The following is a 17,326-nucleotide window of genomic DNA, read 5'->3' as shown; positions in this document are numbered from 1 at the left end:
AAACAATTACATATCCTTAAAGCACTACAGATTGCATAACCATGACCACCATCAATATCGACAACATCGAATACGACACCGAGAAACTCTCTGACGAAGCCAAGGCCCAGTTAGTCAGCCTCCAGTTCTGCGACCAAGAGCTCCAGCGCCTGCAAGCGCAAGCAGCAGCCATTCAAACCGCCCGTATTGCTTATGCAAAAGCCCTGCAATCAGCGCTGCCTGCCATGCCTGCAGGTGACATGCTTAAATTCAACTGATGCCCTCCATCGAGTCAGACTTCTCGGCAGAACTGGCTGCCATCCAAGCCGAGTCCATCGGCTGGATTCCTTTGGAAGAAGGGGTGTATCTGCACGTGAGCGATGAAAACGCCACCGAGGTGCTGGTGGTGGGTGTGCCGCAGGCGGGGGCGGCGGTGTTGTTGGTGATTTGATTAGCCCAGTATGGCTAGCATGGATCCTCGCTGTTGCGGAGCTTTTTTACCCCTTGAAGAGGGTGTTCAGGTAGGTGGCGCTGTCTAGGTGCACAAACGCATTGGCTGCAGCCTCTTGCAGAACCTGCTGCAACGATGGGCTGGTCGCCTGATCATCTTTTTGAGCTGTGACGAATGGCTCGACCTTAGCTGGCGCAGTGGTTTGCGCCGTGGTTTGCGCAGTCAATCCAGTCAAACTAAGCAGGCTGACGTTTTCTGCCGCCATGGTCAAGACAGGGGCTTGGGGGACGGCTGTTGCAGTATTGGCGGCTGGCGCAGTGATGCTGGCTTGTTGAACGGCCCGGCCTAAGTCTGGTGAAACGCTGGCGGCTGCTTGCGCCAGTTTGGCCAAGGGTTGTGTGTCAAAGCCAAACAGCCATGCATTGCGTGCGATGGTCTCTGGGTTGCTACCTGCATCGCGCAAAAGCAGACCTTGGGCATCAATTAGCTTGAGGCCCTGGTCCAGCACTTTGTTGTTTTCGTCCTTGAGCAGTCGTACCGCAAAGTTACCCTCTTTGGCCACCGTGTCACTTGCCCCCATGTAGACGGCGTCGGTTCGAGGAGTGGTTTCGGTGCGCCCATACATCTGGCCTGTAGCTTGCCGAGCTGCGCTCATCGGATCATCGGTGGCCATGATGGCTGACCAGTCACGCACATCGGTGTTGGAGCCTACGACCCCATAGATCAACTCCGAGGCATCCAGAAAGGGCGCTCCTAAGCGGTCCATAAACTCTTTGATGTTCGGCCTGTGGGCCTGTGAAGTCTCTGCTGTGGTCAGCCACGACTTAGGGGCTTGGGCCACAGCCAGCGTTTGGCCAAAATTGTTGCTAACTGCCGGGCTATCGACGGAAGAGGGGGCCACATAGCCCAATGGCTGGTTGTTAACTGAAGAAATGGTGCTCATGTTGGCTCCAAATGAGGATATGAAAACATCAAGCACATTTGGTGCCAATCTGTTTTCGGACTTCAACGAGCCAAAGCGGCAGAAGTTTGCCGCCGGATAGCTGTCGGCCGCAAAGTACAATTTACCCGAAGTTAATAGCCGGTTAGGTTGCAAACCAGTTCGGCGGCCAAGAACAGGCGAGAGTTGCACCAATAATTGAAAGCGTAGGTATGCGGGCCATTAGTCTAAATGCAGTGAAATTTGGTTTTCTTTTATTACTTGCATCTTGTGGTGGTAGTGATGGCTTTCAGCCGTCTGTATCGCAAATTCAGGCAACAACGCTGCGTTACGGCCAAGAGGCGGTGATCTTGGTCGCAGGAAAATACATGCGATCCGATATGGTGGCAGAAACTGGAACTTGTACCGGACCAGCGTTTAGCGCTAACAGTGGGCCAGAGCAGGCCATCTTGACTTGCAAAGTGACTTCGGCTGGACCCCTCACAATAACGATTCGGGCAGCCAATGGCGAAAGACTACACAGTGCAACATTGATGGTGCCATTGCCTAGAGTTTTGTTAGCCACTTCCTTGGGCAATGTTGAGCTGGAGTTAAATCCACAGGCAGCACCAATAACCGTGAATAATTTTCTGGACTACGTGAACAGCGGTTTTTACCGCAATACTCTTTTTCACCGCGTTATTGCTGGCTTTGTGGTCCAAGGTGGTGGCTACACCAAAGACTTGATCAAGAAGGATGGGCAAAAGTCCGCTATTACTCTAGAGTCAAACGTAGGCCTTCAAAATAAACGCGGCACAGTGGCTATGGCCAGAACTTCCGAGCCAAATTCGGCCACATCAGAGTTTTTTGTGAACTTGAGTGATAACACTGCTCTTGATTATCAAAGTGCCAGCACGCCCGGCTACGCCGTTTTTGGCAAAGTTCTTAGCGGCTTGGACGTGATCGACTCTATTGCCGCCCTGCCCACGGCCACTGTAGGGATTAACGAAAATGTTCCTACTACCGATGTGACCCTAATTTTTGCACAGCAGAGGCAATGATCAATCCACTGTAGCGGCAAAAAATTGCCCAATAGTTATATAAGTATCTTTATGAAAGCGCTAGGTTAAGCGCAGGATGAGGGCTCCCGTACCAGCAGCCTTCCTGCTATTTTTATTTAAGACGGCAACACCTTTGTGGCCAGTTCGCGCAGCGCGTCCTCACCCGTTTGCTCCTTCATTGCCACAACCCACAGGTCCAGCCCTCTCGCCCGCCTCTTACCGGCAACCGAGGCAAAGCCGTTGGACCTTAATGTTCCATTCAAAACCTTGAGGGTAAAGCCGCAGTGATGGGCCATGAAGGGCTTGTCGCGACCTGTGTATTCACGGTGCGAATAGACGATATCGAAAGGGGTAACAACCATCCCCGAGCCGGTGGTGTAGGCCACCTCCATCAGCTTGTCCTGAGCGATCATTTCGGCAGCGGCTTGGAGATCCGGGCAGGTAATCACAGCAAAACCTTGCGGCTTGAGTACGCGCAAAAACTCTTTCATGGCCAGCGGAATTTCATTCGGATAGAGATGTTCGATGGTGTGGCTTGAGTAAATGGCATCGGCACTCTCCCTGGGCATCGCCGACATGTCCAACATCGTCCCTATAACATCGGGCTCGTTGGCGGGGTCGATGTCGAGGCGGACTTCTTTCCATTCTGCAGATTGAAAGGCATCTGGAATCCGAGCGCCACTTTTGGGGTGGCCAGCGCCGACATTGAGCAGAATTTTAGGATCGATATTCGACATTGAGTTTGATGGTGTTGGGAGGCATTCGCTAGGATGCCATACAAATATATATCTTAATCTTAGGCACCCGCACCAGCACTTCTTGCAACAGCACCCCTGCCCCAGCATGCTCTGGGAAATCTTCTACCAACAGCCTTGATAGCCGCCTAGACCGTGAAATAAACCGCATCACCATGCAGCGACTGAGGTTTTATGCCCTGATTTTAGGTGTCCCGTTCAGGTCTGATGCAGGCCAAACGGCACTGACATCGTATGTAGGGAGTCTTTTGATCACCCTCTGGAATTAGAGGCACAGCACCCCTTGCTCCGAGTGTGCGCCTACCCCATAAATATTTCTTGACTGAGTCCCAATATGGGACTATATTTATGTTTTATGCGAATCGTTTTACTTCAAACATTGCGGACATACTGGATCAAAAATCCAGAGACCGAACAGGCGTTACTGGCATGGTACGACGAGGTATTGTCCGAAAACTGGAAGCAACCAGCGGATATCAAAGAGAGGTATGCCAGCGCAAGTATTCTCAAGAAAAGACGAGTTGTTTTCAATATCAAAGGTAACAAATACAGGCTAATTGTTGCAGTGGCGTACAAAATTGGAGTTTTTTACATCAAGTTCATTGGTACGCACAAGGAATATGACGCAGTTGAAGCAGAAACAGTGGAAATGTAAGAAGGAGTCACCATGAATATCAAACCTATTCGCACCGCTAAAGACCACAAAGCCGCTTTGGCTGAGATCTCCAAATTGATGGAGACAGATCCAGATATCGGAACGCCTAAAGGTGACCGTTTAGATGTGCTCGTGACGTTGGTTCAAGCCTATGAGGCAAAACACTTTCCAATGGCACTGCCAGACCCTGTTGAGGCCATCAAGTTCCGCATGGAGCAGCAGGGTCTAAAACCTAAAGACTTGGAGCCAATGATCGGTAAAAGCAATCGCGTCTACGAGGTTCTTAACCGTAAGCGTTCATTGACCATTGGGATGATCCGTAAGCTCCACAGCGGCCTTGGTATACCGGCTCAGAGCTTGATACAGGAAGCAGGCCAGACTTGATGCCATTTGAAGCGCTCTGGAGGGCGGTAAACGGGTTTTCTTTGTGCGTCCAACGGTAGGGGTGCCAGTTGAAAAATAATCCCCCGTATTGCGCGAAGCATGACAGCTTGGATGTGATGGTCAAGATGACAATAAGGGTAGGTAATAGTGCACAAGGTGGTGAGTAGTGGAGACACAAGAAGTCGATGACAGTTGTTTGTTTCTGTCACCTACTTTGGCGTTGTAGTGATGTGCTGGTTGAGTGAAATCCTACACAGGTTAGGGTTTGTTCAGATTGGGGGGATCAAAGCTTAACGTTACGCCCAAAATGGACATCATTTCGTGCGGGTGTCAAGAGGCGGTGGAGTCGGTCCCCCTTGTGCTTTGAAATATCGCTGGTCTGACTTGGAGGGAGTGACGATGTTGTCGGCAAGCCCTGCTGCGCAAGTTCGGTTGGTTCAGTGAGATGAATTAGGCTGCCTGTAAGTACATGTCGATGTGCATGGATGTGTAAGGGCAGGATACTCCACCACCTTCAGTTCGCTCAAGCAGGCCAAGTTCAGCCAAGATCACAACGTCGTCGTGCACCCTTTTCACGTCACGCTCGACCACCCGCGCCAACTCACGCACAGGCATCTCGCCCTTGCCCTGTGCAGCTCGAACGATGTGCCACCGCTTTTCTGACAACTGGCCAAAGAACTGCGCTGGCGTTTCAAAGTTAAGAAATTCACCTTGATATGTATCTGCTTTGGCTGCAACGCCCACTGTGCGAATGGCAGCTTTCCAGTCTGGCTGCAAAGTAATGGTCAAGTTTCTCTGGGTCATTATGCTCTCCTAGTTTCTACGGCTGCAATAAAGTCTTCCAATAATTGGTCAACGCTTGTGAAAGCGTAAGGCGTCTCTTTATCATCCAAGTGGCAGTGATCCCCCTTACCGCGCTCGTTGTCAAAGCCAACTACGCGAACCCCATTGACCACATAAACAGCCCTGTATTTGTAGCCATGCTCGCTGGGTGGCACAGGCTTGGGTACTTTCCAAATCACTATCTCCAAGATAGAACCATCAGGGTTAGCATGATTGTCTCATTGGTTAAAGGTTACTTGGATAATCTGATGCAACTATGAATCAATCACCCATTTCTTCTGAAGCGCCGTGGAAAAGAAAGTTAGCTTTGGCCAGCGCCCAAGCCCAAGTTGCAGACTTTGAGGGTGTGCAAAACATTTGCGCGCAAATGGCCCATGACCATGGAGATGACCCATCAGCGTTGCTGGATATTGGGGTTTTGTTGCTGAATGTGGGTTTCATAAGCAGTGCCCGTCATTTTTTTGAGCGTGTGATGGCATTAAGACCGGATGATTTACGAGTAAAGCTAAATCTGGCGAATTGCGCAAGAGAATTTGGACAGCATAAGCTTGCCAATGATTTGTATTCAGAGCTGCAAACGCAGCTGCCCGACAACCCAATGGTGCGACGCAACATCTTGGTTAATCAGCAATATAACCCCGCCGCCGCTGATACCGAACGGTTGACCCTTGCAAAGTCGTGGGGTGAATGGGCAATCGCCCAATCTGGTGGATCGAGTGTCAGACCGCCTTTTCGTCAACTTGGCCAGATCGCGACAAATGGAAATACTGGGCTTCGAGTGGGTTATGTTTCTGCAGACTTTTGTCAGCACACGGTGGGGTTGTTCGTCAAGGACGTTCTCAAGGCCCACATGTATCAAGACCGCGTTGATAGGTCGCATTTCATTGAGGTGTTTGCATACTCAAGCGGCCAAGTGCTTGACTGGGTTACGCATGAAATAAGTTCTACTTGCAAGTTTCGGGATGTTTCTGGCCTGAACGACGCTGAATTAGCAAGTTTGATACGAGAAGACCAAATTGATGTGCTGGTTGATCTCTCAGGTCACACCGCAGGTTCTCGCCTGACCGTGTTTGCACAACGACCCGCACCTGTACAGATTTCATGGCTTGGCTATTTTGCAACGACAGGTTTGCCCTACATGGATGCAGTTTTTTTGGATGGGTGTCATGCGCCACAAGGTGTAGAGGAACAATTTGTCGAGGAAATTGTTCGTTTAGAAGGCGGGCGGCTTTGCTACCAGCCCGTGCCTTGGGCGCCTGAGGTGTCACCGCTACCCAGCTTGCAATCTCGCTTCATTACCTTTGGAAGTTTTAACAACACAAGCAAACTGAATTCAGAAGTATTTGACGTCTGGGCAAAGGTACTGCAAGCTGTCCCCAACGCACGCCTTGTGTTGAAGTGGCGCACACTGGTGGACGAACCGTTATGTCACTCCATTCAGAAAGCTTTTGAAGACCGAGGGGTCAGCGCAAGCCGAATAGAGCTGCGCCCAGCGTCGTTTCATGTCGATATGTTTAAAGAATATGCAGATATTGATATAGCCCTTGACCCCTTTCCATTCACTGGAGGACTCACCAGCTGCGAGGCGCTTTGGATGGGTGTGCCTGTGATCACGTTTCCACAAAGCAATGTAGTAAGTCGCCAGACGTTTGCATTTTTAACTTCAATCGGTAAAACGCATTGGGTAGCCAAAGATGAGCACGATTACGTCAGAATAGCCAAGGAATTAGCTGCAGATCTCACAGCATTAGCAATTAATCGAGCAACACTAAGACAAACAATGCGCAAATCCCCGTTGATGGATGTGCACGGTTTTACAGAGAAGCTAGAGCAGGCTTTTTACCAACTTCACGACAAAATTAAAATACAAGAAATGCAAAAGTCCTGACCTAAATCGGCCCATAACATTGAACACTTCTACGCCCATGGCGCAGTCAGAGATGCGGACATTTGCAAGTAAGATCTTCCTGAACTTATTTTTAACTACGAGACAAACCAAAAATGACCACTATCAAAATCGACGAGATTGACTACGACACCGACAAACTCTCAGACGAAGCTAAGGCCCAGTTAATCAGCCTCCAGTTCTGCGACCAAGAACTGGCCCGCTTGCAAGCCCAAACTGCTGCTTACCAAACCGCCCGAATGGCCTATGCCAAAGCCTTGCAATCAGCACTGCCCGCCATGCCTGCTAGCGATACGCTTAAATTCAACTGATCCCCTGCTGAGCAGGGGGCAGGGGAAGAGGCGTACTTGAATCCGTTTAATCTTTCTTTTTATTCACCAAATAAAGCAAAAAAGGCGCTGGCAGGACCTGAACAGTCCTGACCAGCGCCCTAAGGGCGGATTTAAATCAATACAAAGTGAAGTCCGTTCCGACCACCCCACCATCTATGCGGGTAAGCACAATGGTTGCAGAACGTGGGCGGTTGGTTTTGGCAGTGGTCGATGTTGGTGGGTTGCCATCTGGGGTGGTGCTGTTGGCATAGGGCCAGCTGCTATCTGGTGCGGCTAAGTTGGCCAGCGTGGTACTTTCACCAGGGTGCTGGATATTGATAAACAAAGTCTTGCCATCATAGCTTTCGGTGATACCTGTGATCTCAGACCCGATGGGCCCTGTCAGCAAGCGCTTGAGTTGGCCCACTTTACCAACCTTGGTAGTAACAGTTTTTGTGACTCCGCTAACAGAATTGACCACATCTACTGTGTTGCCATCACCCACTGTGCCAGGGATAGCGGCCAGCAGCATGCAAGTGCTGCCACCATCAGCCTCAGTTAAGAATGCACTGTCATCGGTTTGGATGTACAAGATGCCTGTCTTGTGTGAAAACCACAGGCCGTCTGGCGCAGACAAAAAGTTTTCAGCCGTTAAGCCGGACAAGTTCACATTTGCCTTGCCGATGTCGTCAGTTTCGGCACCAAAGACATAAATGTCCCACTCAAATGTCAAGGCCGCAGGATTGCTGCTGCCTTCACGCCATCTGATGATGTGACCATTGGGATTTCCAGCCGTCGAGCGTCCTTGACCTGTGCCAGTTTTGTCGGTATGAGAGCGTGGATTTGCAGCATCAACTTCTAAAACAGGCCTTTTGCTATCAGATTTTGTTAGCGTGACATACACCTCACCATTCCTAGGGTTCACAGCACCCCATTCTGGTCTGTCCATCTGGGTTGCGCCTACTTTGTCGGCAGTCAAGCGGGTGTTTAAGTAAGCATCAGACGAATTACCAAAAGTGAATGTCAGTGATCCAACAGCTTGTGTTCCGGTCGAAACAGCGGTCAAGTCCAGCCATTCACCTGTGAAGTTGCTGTTGTACTTAGCTACATACAACTTTCCTGAATCCAAATATTTGTCGCCTGCAGCCAAACCACCGTTGATGTCAGAGGCACTCCAGTTTGCAGTGGAGACGAATTTGTAAATGTATTCATCTTCAGCATCACAGCCCATGTAGAAAACAACTGGCTTACCCACGGTCACTGGCCCAACCCATGCGCCCTCGTGATTGAAGCGGCCCATGGCGGTACGTTTGCGCGGTGTGCTGGTCGGGCTGAAGGGGTCAATCTCCACATTGAATCCGAATGTATTGGCTTCATTTCGGAAGTCAGCAGCAGCATTTGCACCTTTTATATTGAGGTCCCAGCGCGCGTAATCGTCCCCAGCGCCAACATGAGACCAACCTTCGCGGCCAGTTGCGGCATTTGAACCAGATAAGCCGTAACGTGACTCAGAGGCTATTTCATTGGCAGTGCGGCCTGTTAAGTCTGTTTTTCTGAAGTAGTTAGCCCAATTTTCTTCGCAGGTCAGGTAGGTTCCCCATGGGGTGTAACCCGATGCACAGTTATTTAGAGTGCCGCGTGCTTCGTTGCCTGTGGGCGAGTACTTGGTTACTTGTGATGCATGACCCTTGAGCGGGCCATTGATGACCATGGGAGTCAGCGTGGTGATGCGGCGATTGAAAGCAGAGGCCTTGTTGACTTCATACTTGCCATTAACTTTTACTACTTCAATGATACTGACACCATGCAAGCGGAATTCTTTTTGAACTTCTTCGGCACTGGTTGCAGTATTTCTGGTGTTATTTAAATAAGTATTAAAGTCTGTCCCTGTCCCTGAACTCAATGTAGGGCCGTTGGGATGCAAAAAGAGAGGGGTGATCGCTTCATGATTGATACACAAAATTCCTCGGTCAGAGACATCTTCATCCCATTTGCCATTGGCACCTAAACCAAAGAAATACATGCCGTCGTGATGATCACCGGCACGGAAATCAAATGATGCGGACGGTTCGGTTCCTAAGTTTGAATACGCAGGGGTAGTTGTGTTGATGGGGTCACCCAGCTTGTACAAAACTTGCGTCTGATAGCCGCTTGCAACAGAAACGCCGTCGTATGTGGCGTTCAAAGGCGTGGCAGTAAAGTTCAGCGCATTGGCAACAGAGGTTCCGCCGCCGCCGCCGCCGCCACAACCAGCTAATCCTAAAAATGACAAAGCGGAAAGTCCCAAACCGCCGCGAAGAATTTGGCGTCTTGAGGGGTCAGCCACAGCCGCTTCTAAAACTTCATTGAAGTGAATGGGTTTGGTTAATGGATTATCTTGCTTCACGAAATTCTCCTGTTGCTTCGAGTGGTTAAAAAGGGTTTAGAAACCTAATATTGCGGATTGATGACTGTTTGAAATTCAGGGGATTTTTGGGGCCATCTGAGCGGGTGATTCGTAGCGGGGCAAGCCAGCAGTCGTTCGCTACGACAACGGCCTGAATACATCAGTGCGGCTATAAAGGCATGGGCGCAAGAATTGGGAGTCAGTCAGACAACGATACATAAGTGTTGCGTGGTGCGACAGACGCTTAATAAATAGTTTCAATCATCAACACTCGACTGCTTCTAGCATGGCTTTTGACATAGCTTGAAAATAATCTGTCGCGGCTTGTGTCAGATTGATGTATTTTGTGCGTCGATTATTCCCATTGTATGAAAGTGAAATCATTCCTGCTTCTAGCAGTTCATCTAATTTACGGTGTAAATTTGCAGGACTTCCAAGTTCGCGAAGTCCCAATGTTTGAGTTACGTTCAAAAACTGTTGTTCAAATTTTTTGACTGCTATTGCATTAAGCAAAAGTATTGCTGTTGGGCTTAGCGCATTTTGCTTGAGCTGAATCGGTTCATGTGCGGCAATATTTTGAAGAAATTTCAAGTAAACATTAGCCATATAAAACTTTACTTTTTAGTATCGTTGATTTCAGTTGATGTCTATAAATTGGCATTCAGACATTGAGTAACCAAGGACAAATCTGCTTGACGTAACGGTACTTCAGATAAAAAAAGCCGCCAATGCTTGTTTGCGTCTTGGATTTGTTTTTGAATTATTTCAAACTTGATTACTGTATTGATTTTGTCCGTGACAAAATAGATCGGACAAATGTTTATTTGTCTTTTGCTGTCAGTTATCATTTTTTACATGAAAGGGTCACTATGAAAATAAAAATTTCATTAATAAAGAGTGGGCTCTTGATTCTGCTGTTACCATTACTTACTTTTGCACACGGCATCAGTGAGGAGGACAAACAACGCATGCTGGATGGTGGCTACTTGCAGTATGTTGGACTGGGTGCCAGTCACATGCTGACGGGTTACGACCACCTCCTGTTTTTGCTTGGAGTGGTTTTTTTCTTAATCTCCTTCAAAGACATTGTGAAGTTTGTGACCGCCTTTACAGTCGGACACTGCATCACACTGGTTTTTGCAACCTATTACCAAATCACATGGAATTTTTGGTTGGTTGACGCCATCATTGCAGTCAGCGTGATCTACAAAGGTTTTGACAACAACGGTGGATTTCAAAAACATTTCAATATGCCGTCACCAAATCTACTGGGAATTGTTTTTGCGTTTGGACTACTACATGGCTTCGGCTTGTCCACCCGATTGCAGCAACTTCCACTTGGTGAGGATGCGTGGCAAATGTTGCTTCGCATCTTGAGCTTCAATGTTGGTGTGGAAGTCGGTCAAATTGCCGCTCTCATTGTGATGGTGGGTGTCTTGGCGATTTGTAGAAAATCAAATTCATTTTTGCGATTTAGTTATTTCGCTAATTTGGGCCTGATGGTGGCAGGTATCTATTTGTTGTTTGTTCAATTACATGGATATCAACATGATGCCAATGCTGAAATGTTTCGATTCCCTGTAGAAGAGCACCGCCATATCCATGAGGATATGGAAATCCAAAATGCAACCAAATCATCTCGAAATTCACTTTAATTCAAAGGAATAACAATGAAACTATTTTTTAAATTCATCAGCTTCGCATTTGTTTTTTCTTTATCCCAATCAGTATTTGCTGGTGGTGGAGATGATTGCCACTTCCACGGAAATAAACCTGCAGCAAAAGAAACAGTCTTGAAGTGCGCTGATCAGAGAAAGGGGAAATTGATTGCACGTGGCAAGATTGACTCCGGCTGGGGTTCCATCAAACATGAATCAATCACCACCATTGATGGAGAAAAAGGCAAAGAGTGGAGAGTCATATTCAGCAATCCTGCTTTCACTGACAAATCAAAAATAAACTTGTACTTGTTTTTTTCTGAATCAGGTAATTTCATTGCTGCAAATCACACTGGTAAATAAACTGAATTCTTGAGCAAGGTACCAGCTAGGGCATGCATTGGCATGCCCCCAATTAAGTAGCCATTCAATAATGCCTAACTTATAGTTGAAACAATTTAAATGAAATACTTGTACAAATATCAGGATTGGATTGCTTTAGAGTGGCAGTCGCTCAGCTGGGCATCTAAGTTTCTGCTGGCCTATGCATTGATCATGATTGCTGCCCTGTTATTCACATATGCTTGGTCTTTAAATGATCACCGCTTCATTCGCGAAGTTGGTATTTGGGTGAAACCCATGAAGTTCATGGCCTCAACTTTCTTGTTTGCATTGACGACAGTTTGGGTGCTCAAGGTTGCAAATTCAAGTGTCGATCAAACTGAAGTCTTTGGCTGGATTGTCGCGTTGCTGGTAGCAACCTCTTTATTCGAAGTGGTTTACATCGGCTATCAAGCTTCTCAAGCCTCTGCTTCCCATTACAACGTCAGCGACCCATTCCATGCATTCATGTTTGGCGTCATGGCGATTGCTGCTGTTGGATTGACCGCATCACAGGCTTGGTTGGCATGGGAAATTTGGAAAGAGCAACGTGGTGCAGACATGTCTGTTGAAACTATGGGCGTGATCATTGGACTGACCATGACCTTTGTTCTCTCCACCATCAGCGGCTTCATGTTGGGTGGCAATCAACCGCCAGCAGGTCAAGGATTACCCATTGTGGGCTGGCATTTCTACAAAGACATTCGCCCTGCACATTTTCTTGGTGTCCATGCGCAGCAGTTGATACCGCTATGGGGTTTGTTTGCAGCAAAATTCATAGGTTCATTTTCAATTGCTGTATTACTTCTAGGATCAACACTCTATATTGCGCTCTGGGGAATTTCTACATGGGTAAGCTCATGAAAACCCATCTAATGTTTAGTTCTATCCGATTTTTTTCTAATAGCCAAACGCATCAGTGCGTCACAGATTTAGAAAAAGCTTGGATGATCACAAATTGCGGATGATATTTGGTATTGCTCAATGCTTAGAAAGCATATTTGACACCAATCTGAATCAAGCGTGGCATACCTACCAAAATGCCACGTGTACGGTCAACAATATAAGTTTTGTCGAGCAAATTCTTCCCTGTTACAAATGCCGACAGTGCTTTATCTACACGGTAATTGAGAGCGGCATTCCACACGGTGTAGGCCGCGATTTCTCCCATTTGTCCATCCGCTGTCGGTGTTACCGTGTTTGCAAAATCGGAATACTGGCTTCCCACATATTGGGCTTCTAGTTCCCCTTTGTAGGCTCCCATCTCATACCCCACGGCAGCTGTTAACGTATCTTCTGGTGCGTAAGCTTGACGCTTTCCTTGTGAGTTCACTGTTGCGCCTGTAGAGACGTTACGAAAGGCTTCTGTTTGTTCAGCGGTAGGAAGCCATGTAAAAGCCAGTCGGCTAAACACGCCTGTTGAAAAATCCGCACTCGCTACAAGTTCAACTCCTTCAAACAAGCCCTTGCCTTGTGACAGTGGTGTACTTCCACCTGCAATTGATCCAACCGCAATCAAATTGTCGTAGGCGTTACGGAAGTAGGCGCCTTGCAAAGAAACTCTTTTCATGGGTTGCAGTCGAAAACCTATTTCAAAGTTCTTGGATTTCTCTTTGCTGACGTCGGTGACCGTGCCTGTACTGCCTATCAAGTCTTCTACACGGGGTGGTGCGAACCCTTTATGCAGGCTTGTAAAAAATGTCAGTAAATCCGTTGGGTTCCAAGTAGCACTTAACCCTGGCGTAAAGGCATAAACGTTGTTTTCTCCTTTTTGTAATGTCAGAAGGTTATTTCTCTCTGCCTTTATAGACTCATAGCGGGCTATTGGCGTGATGGAGAATTTTCCGATCTCAAAGCGATTAGCCATAAATCCAGAGTACGCGCTGGTGTTTCGTAAATTATTTTCAGCCAATGTTCCGCTTCTTGCTGTCGGCGAAGTGCCATTGATCTGCTTGCGATTTTGTTCTTCAAAATGGATGCGAGCACCTGCTTGAAATTCCCCCAGACTATGCGTGACAGTTATTCGCGGTTCGATTCCCCAAGTTTCGTAGCTACGTAGACGCCCTTGGATGGAGTTACAGCAGTCCGGATTGATGGCAATGCCAGCTAAACGTGATGGGTTGAGTGCTGCACATTGCCCATCTTGACTATTACTAGCCTGACGCCACCAGTCACGATCAAACTTAGAGTAATACACGCTGGTGATCAAGCTTGTTTGGTCATTGATAAGAAAATCATGGGTTATCGATAAGCCTGTTCGCTGAGCTTCAAAACGATCATTTTTAAACGGGTTATAGCTGGACCCAAGATTATCGAATTCAGCTTGCGTAAGCCCTGAGTAGGTCTGCACTGAGTCTTCTTTGTAGATGTTTGTGCGTAACGTAATGGCTTGGCGCTCGCTGAGTTCAGTGCTGTACTTGATGTTGAGGTCATCCAGTTTGTGAGCCATATTTTCACGTGCGCCGTCACCTTGCTTTTGTCCGTAATCCAAGTTCAAGCCTTTTCCGCCAATACTCACCTTTGAGTTGATGTAATCCCGATTACCTATGACACCCTGTACATAACCGCCGAAAGCCTGCCGAGGTGCAGGGGTGATGTAATTCACCACACCACCCACTGTTTGTGGGCCAAACATCAGAGAACTTGCGCCTTTGAGCACCTCAATTCGCTCATAGCGATCTACCATCGGGTGGTAATAGCTAGCGTTGTCCCCATAAGGTGCATAGGCCAATGCAAGCCCATCCTCTAGCAAGGTAATCTTGGTGGACCGTATCGGATTCAAGCCACGCATGGCGATATTTGGGCGTAAGCCAAAGCCCTCTTCATCACGTGCATGTACGCCTGCCACCTTACGCAATGCTTCATTGACAGTGAAAACGTGGGAGTCCTCCAGTTCCTTCTTCCCAAGAATCTGGCCTGCACCACCAAGACTTGTGAGTTTTTCTTCCCCGCCGATCACAAATACCGTTGCCATGCTCACTTCTGGGGAGGTTTCCTGTGCATGGCCGACAGAAATACCTATGTATGTATAGGCAATTGCAAGCAGTAGTCGTGAAGGACACGACCATTTTTGCAATGGTTCTTGCTTCATTGATGCCATGATTTTTCACTAAGTTCAAAAAGTGAGGAAATCTTAACTCGAATAAGAATGATTCGCATTAACTTAATATATGCAGGGGTTTTCCATCAGAAATTCCGTAAAACATGAAAAACTCATCGATCATTTCGCTGGCATTTGATACAAAGTGCCATTCAGTACTCTATTGGCCAGTAATTACAATAAAAAAGTTGATATTTTTGAGAAAAAAGAAATCATCCTCCCACGGTACTTGCAATATGATGTCAGGCATCCAAACAATTTAATGATCAATATGTCTAATGTTTCAAGCCTCAACAATGATTTGTTCATACCCGATGGAGTTACTTTCGTTGGCACGATCAATGTGCCAGGATTTGCTCAGATAAATGGTGACATATCTGGTGAAATTAATTGCAAAGAACTAGAAGTGGGACCAAAAGGGAACATCAAAGGAAAAGTTCAGGCTCAGGGAATACAAGTGCATGGCCAATTGGAAAACGATATCAATTGCAAAGGTTTGGTGAAAATTTTCAAGACTGGAAAAGTTTCAGGAAAACTTACTTATTCAGAAATTGACATTGAGCGCGGTGGCCAATTTATTGGGAATATGAGCAGCACCAAGTCTTGATAAATTAGCCTCACGGTTGACTGCCGCTTGTCAACTTTTCTAAAAATTGAATGGCCCCCACAGAGGCAAATTCATCGGCATTGAATTCGCAAAAATTATCTACGTATTGAACGGCCGTATCCAGCGATGGTAATTTGCTGAATTTGTTTTCTGTTAGTTTTTTTCTGGAAATATTGGTCAAATTCAACGGGGCCAGAAAGGCATTCAGCCAGGTGGTTTTTTCAATATTGCTGGTAGTCTTCCAATTACTACAACTGGGATTGCCAAATAAATTTTGACTGTTTGCATGCGAAGCAAACAAACTGAAAATGACGAAAAAACTGGCCATTAAGCAAACAGCCTTTATGGCTTCTCCCATTGACTTATCAGGTTGTTCAGCAACATCAAAAACTATTTTTTGATTGGTCATTTTTCTACTCATTTTGCCAATTCAAACAACATTAACACCTAATTGAATGACCATTATTCATAAATGTCAAAATTAATATAGTTAAATGGGTGGTAAATTGTTATCATTTCTCACGTAAACACATGGATTAAGTCATGAAACTGGTTTTAGTCTTATTGTTGGTGGTGGCCTTAGAAGTAAATGCGCAAAGTGTAGGTGATGTCTTTGGTGGCATCTCATTTATACAACCCTCTATCAAAGACGAGTCCTCAAAAAATCTCGGCACCTTCAAGCCCACAGTTGTTGGATTAGGACTGGCCTATTTGGTGACTGACAACATAGCATTGGAAGCCAATGCGTTTGATGGCATCAGTGACTCATCCCTGACACCAACAAGCGTTGTCACTTATTCGGTCAAAATAAAAAATGGATACAGCTTAGGTGTTCGCCCATTCATCGCATTCAATGCCTCATGGGGTGGTTATGCAAAGTTAGGTAGGCAGTTTGGAACACAAACAACTGTTGTCAAAACCTCCGTGTCACAAAAATCGACAGACTCTAGCTACGCGCAGACAGTTTATGGTCTTGGAATTTCTTACAACATCAATCCCAAGTGGGGAATTTCTTCTGAGTATGTGTGGACGAAAAAAGGCGATTCCGAAACGAACAAGAACACATCAATGGGTATAGGTATCAGGTACAAATTTTAGTTACTTCGCACTTGTTAAAGCTTGCTTTGCACATAATGAAGCGCAGTGAATATACTTAGACGATCTGCAACTTATCTCACAAAAAAATATGAGTCGCAAACTTGTCCGTAGCGTAGTCCAGCACAAAGTTAGCTTTAATCCAGCAACCCGCAATGCTGTTAGCCCTAAGTACGATTTAGAAAAAGGCGAAATAAAAACTGTTGATCTTCAAGACGATGTTGGCTCAATACCGAAACCCATCATCAAAGATGATTTTTTTGCCGAGGAAAAAACACATATTAAAGATCGAATTCACCGCGTAAACGAAGACCATGTGCATGAAAATAGGCAGCAAATAAGCAGCCAAAAATCTATCTCAGATAACCGGCAAAAATTTGAAGACGATGCGCCAATAATCACCCATCAGTTTTTTGGCGCCAACGGTGTCATGCAAGAAAACACAGCGCACATAGACAATACCCATATCGTTGACCATTTCGCTCGCTTTAGCCAGACCGTCCCCACAAGATCGACAGCTCAACTTATAAGCGCATCATCTGTGATTCAAAATCTAGGCATTGCCCGAAAACCTCGAAGCTCTGCGATAAAGCCTGGCAAGCAACTTAAGGTCAATTCAGTCAGCAAGGATTCAGGCGCATTGGTTGAAGATGAGCTGCAAGCAAAAATTCGTCGCATTAAGAAAAATCTACAACATGCCAATCAAAAACTCAAAGATATACAAGAGCGTGATGAATAGATTGAAGGTTAATTCAATTTGTATCAATACTTAATTTGTACGGCGGATTCAAGTTCGAAGCGCAACGCGCTTTAAAGATTGATTGAACACTTCTGA

The 17,326-nt window shown here is 46.7% G+C and carries 21 protein-coding genes; 13 read left to right on the top strand and 8 right to left on the bottom strand.

Annotation, left to right across the window (positions count from 1 at the left end; all coding sequences use genetic code 11):
* The first annotated feature begins 41 nt into the window (after positions 1–41).
* Entirely contained in the window at positions 42–257 is a 216-nt protein-coding gene (locus tag ABW391_RS24670; protein WP_353484569.1) for a hypothetical protein, read from the top strand.
* Positions 257–430, top strand: coding sequence for a hypothetical protein (locus ABW391_RS24665; protein WP_353484568.1), 174 nt, complete (start codon positions 257–259; stop codon positions 428–430). The genes ABW391_RS24670 and ABW391_RS24665 overlap by 1 nt, the downstream gene beginning before the upstream one ends.
* Before the next feature lie 46 nt (positions 431–476).
* Here the strand turns inward: ABW391_RS24665 and ABW391_RS24660 are convergent, their stop codons facing one another.
* Positions 477–1,373 (bottom strand): hypothetical protein, encoded by an 897-nt coding sequence (locus ABW391_RS24660; RefSeq protein WP_353484567.1) that lies wholly within the window; start codon positions 1,371–1,373, stop codon positions 477–479.
* Between the two features lie 209 nt (positions 1,374–1,582).
* On the opposite strand from ABW391_RS24660, the gene ABW391_RS24655 reads away from it, so the two are divergent.
* On the top strand, positions 1,583–2,410 hold the full coding sequence (locus ABW391_RS24655) for a peptidylprolyl isomerase (RefSeq protein ID WP_353484566.1): 828 nt from the start codon (positions 1,583–1,585) through the stop codon (positions 2,408–2,410).
* A gap of 116 nt (positions 2,411–2,526) precedes the next feature.
* Here ABW391_RS24655 and ABW391_RS24650 read toward each other — a convergent pair whose 3' ends face one another.
* Entirely contained in the window at positions 2,527–3,147 is a 621-nt protein-coding gene (locus ABW391_RS24650; protein WP_353484565.1) for a class I SAM-dependent methyltransferase, read from the bottom strand.
* A 373-nt stretch (positions 3,148–3,520) separates the two neighbouring features.
* On the opposite strand from ABW391_RS24650, the gene ABW391_RS24645 reads away from it, so the two are divergent.
* Together ABW391_RS24645 and ABW391_RS24640 are read left to right on the top strand one after the other, a co-directional pair.
* On the top strand, positions 3,521–3,820 hold the full coding sequence (locus tag ABW391_RS24645) for a type II toxin-antitoxin system HigB family toxin (RefSeq protein WP_353484564.1): 300 nt from the start codon (positions 3,521–3,523) through the stop codon (positions 3,818–3,820).
* 12 nt (positions 3,821–3,832) lie between these two features.
* On the top strand, positions 3,833–4,204 hold the full coding sequence (locus tag ABW391_RS24640) for a helix-turn-helix domain-containing protein (protein WP_353484563.1): 372 nt from the start codon (positions 3,833–3,835) through the stop codon (positions 4,202–4,204).
* A 450-nt stretch (positions 4,205–4,654) separates the two neighbouring features.
* Here ABW391_RS24640 and ABW391_RS24635 read toward each other — a convergent pair whose 3' ends face one another.
* A complete protein-coding gene (locus ABW391_RS24635; RefSeq protein ID WP_353484562.1) occupies positions 4,655–5,008 on the bottom strand; it encodes an HVO_A0114 family putative DNA-binding protein in 354 nt (117 codons plus the stop codon).
* Entirely contained in the window at positions 5,008–5,238 is a 231-nt protein-coding gene (locus ABW391_RS24630) for a toxin-antitoxin system TumE family protein (RefSeq protein WP_353484571.1), read from the bottom strand. The genes ABW391_RS24635 and ABW391_RS24630 overlap by 1 nt, the downstream gene beginning before the upstream one ends.
* A gap of 65 nt (positions 5,239–5,303) precedes the next feature.
* Between ABW391_RS24630 and ABW391_RS24625 the strand changes: the two genes are divergently transcribed.
* Entirely contained in the window at positions 5,304–6,935 is a 1,632-nt protein-coding gene (locus ABW391_RS24625) for an O-linked N-acetylglucosamine transferase, SPINDLY family protein (RefSeq protein WP_353484561.1), read from the top strand.
* A gap of 113 nt (positions 6,936–7,048) precedes the next feature.
* Complete coding sequence (locus ABW391_RS24620) at positions 7,049–7,264, top strand: hypothetical protein (RefSeq protein ID WP_353484560.1); 216 nt, start codon at positions 7,049–7,051, stop codon at positions 7,262–7,264.
* Positions 7,265–7,400: 136 nt separating this feature from the next.
* Here the strand turns inward: ABW391_RS24620 and ABW391_RS24615 are convergent, their stop codons facing one another.
* Positions 7,401–9,650 (bottom strand): PhoX family protein, encoded by a 2,250-nt coding sequence (locus ABW391_RS24615; RefSeq protein WP_353484559.1) that lies wholly within the window; start codon positions 9,648–9,650, stop codon positions 7,401–7,403.
* 264 nt (positions 9,651–9,914) lie between these two features.
* A complete protein-coding gene (locus ABW391_RS24610; protein WP_353484558.1) occupies positions 9,915–10,256 on the bottom strand; it encodes a hypothetical protein in 342 nt (113 codons plus the stop codon).
* A gap of 263 nt (positions 10,257–10,519) precedes the next feature.
* Between ABW391_RS24610 and ABW391_RS24605 the strand changes: the two genes are divergently transcribed.
* The 3 genes from ABW391_RS24605 (at position 10,520) to ABW391_RS24595 (ending at position 12,553) form a co-directional block, all read left to right on the top strand.
* On the top strand, positions 10,520–11,305 hold the full coding sequence (locus ABW391_RS24605) for a HupE/UreJ family protein (RefSeq protein WP_353484570.1): 786 nt from the start codon (positions 10,520–10,522) through the stop codon (positions 11,303–11,305).
* 15 nt (positions 11,306–11,320) lie between these two features.
* Positions 11,321–11,671: a DUF6488 family protein gene (locus ABW391_RS24600; protein WP_353484557.1), complete on the top strand. Its 351-nt coding sequence runs from the start codon at positions 11,321–11,323 to the stop codon at positions 11,669–11,671.
* Positions 11,672–11,770: 99 nt separating this feature from the next.
* Positions 11,771–12,553, top strand: coding sequence for a hypothetical protein (locus tag ABW391_RS24595; RefSeq protein WP_353484556.1), 783 nt, complete (start codon positions 11,771–11,773; stop codon positions 12,551–12,553).
* 124 nt (positions 12,554–12,677) lie between these two features.
* Here ABW391_RS24595 and ABW391_RS24590 read toward each other — a convergent pair whose 3' ends face one another.
* Positions 12,678–14,780: a TonB-dependent receptor family protein gene (locus tag ABW391_RS24590; protein ID WP_353484555.1), complete on the bottom strand. Its 2,103-nt coding sequence runs from the start codon at positions 14,778–14,780 to the stop codon at positions 12,678–12,680.
* 238 nt (positions 14,781–15,018) lie between these two features.
* On the opposite strand from ABW391_RS24590, the gene ABW391_RS24585 reads away from it, so the two are divergent.
* On the top strand, positions 15,019–15,396 hold the full coding sequence (locus tag ABW391_RS24585; RefSeq protein ID WP_353484554.1) for a bactofilin family protein: 378 nt from the start codon (positions 15,019–15,021) through the stop codon (positions 15,394–15,396).
* Between the two features lie 10 nt (positions 15,397–15,406).
* On the opposite strand, the gene ABW391_RS24580 is transcribed toward ABW391_RS24585, so the two are convergent.
* Complete coding sequence (locus ABW391_RS24580; RefSeq protein ID WP_353484553.1) at positions 15,407–15,805, bottom strand: hypothetical protein; 399 nt, start codon at positions 15,803–15,805, stop codon at positions 15,407–15,409.
* Between the two features lie 134 nt (positions 15,806–15,939).
* Between ABW391_RS24580 and ABW391_RS24575 the strand changes: the two genes are divergently transcribed.
* Both ABW391_RS24575 and ABW391_RS24570 read left to right on the top strand, forming a co-directional pair.
* Entirely contained in the window at positions 15,940–16,494 is a 555-nt protein-coding gene (locus tag ABW391_RS24575; RefSeq protein ID WP_353484552.1) for an outer membrane protein, read from the top strand.
* An 88-nt stretch (positions 16,495–16,582) separates the two neighbouring features.
* On the top strand, positions 16,583–17,230 hold the full coding sequence (locus ABW391_RS24570) for a hypothetical protein (protein WP_353484551.1): 648 nt from the start codon (positions 16,583–16,585) through the stop codon (positions 17,228–17,230).
* Positions 17,231–17,326: the final 96 nt, after the last annotated feature.

The sequence above is a fragment of the Haliscomenobacter sp. genome, from assembly GCF_040403615.1.
Lineage (GTDB): Bacteria > Bacteroidota > Bacteroidia > Chitinophagales > Saprospiraceae > Haliscomenobacter.
Note: the sequence above shows the minus strand (reverse complement) of the source record. Positions and strands in the feature narration are given on the sequence as shown.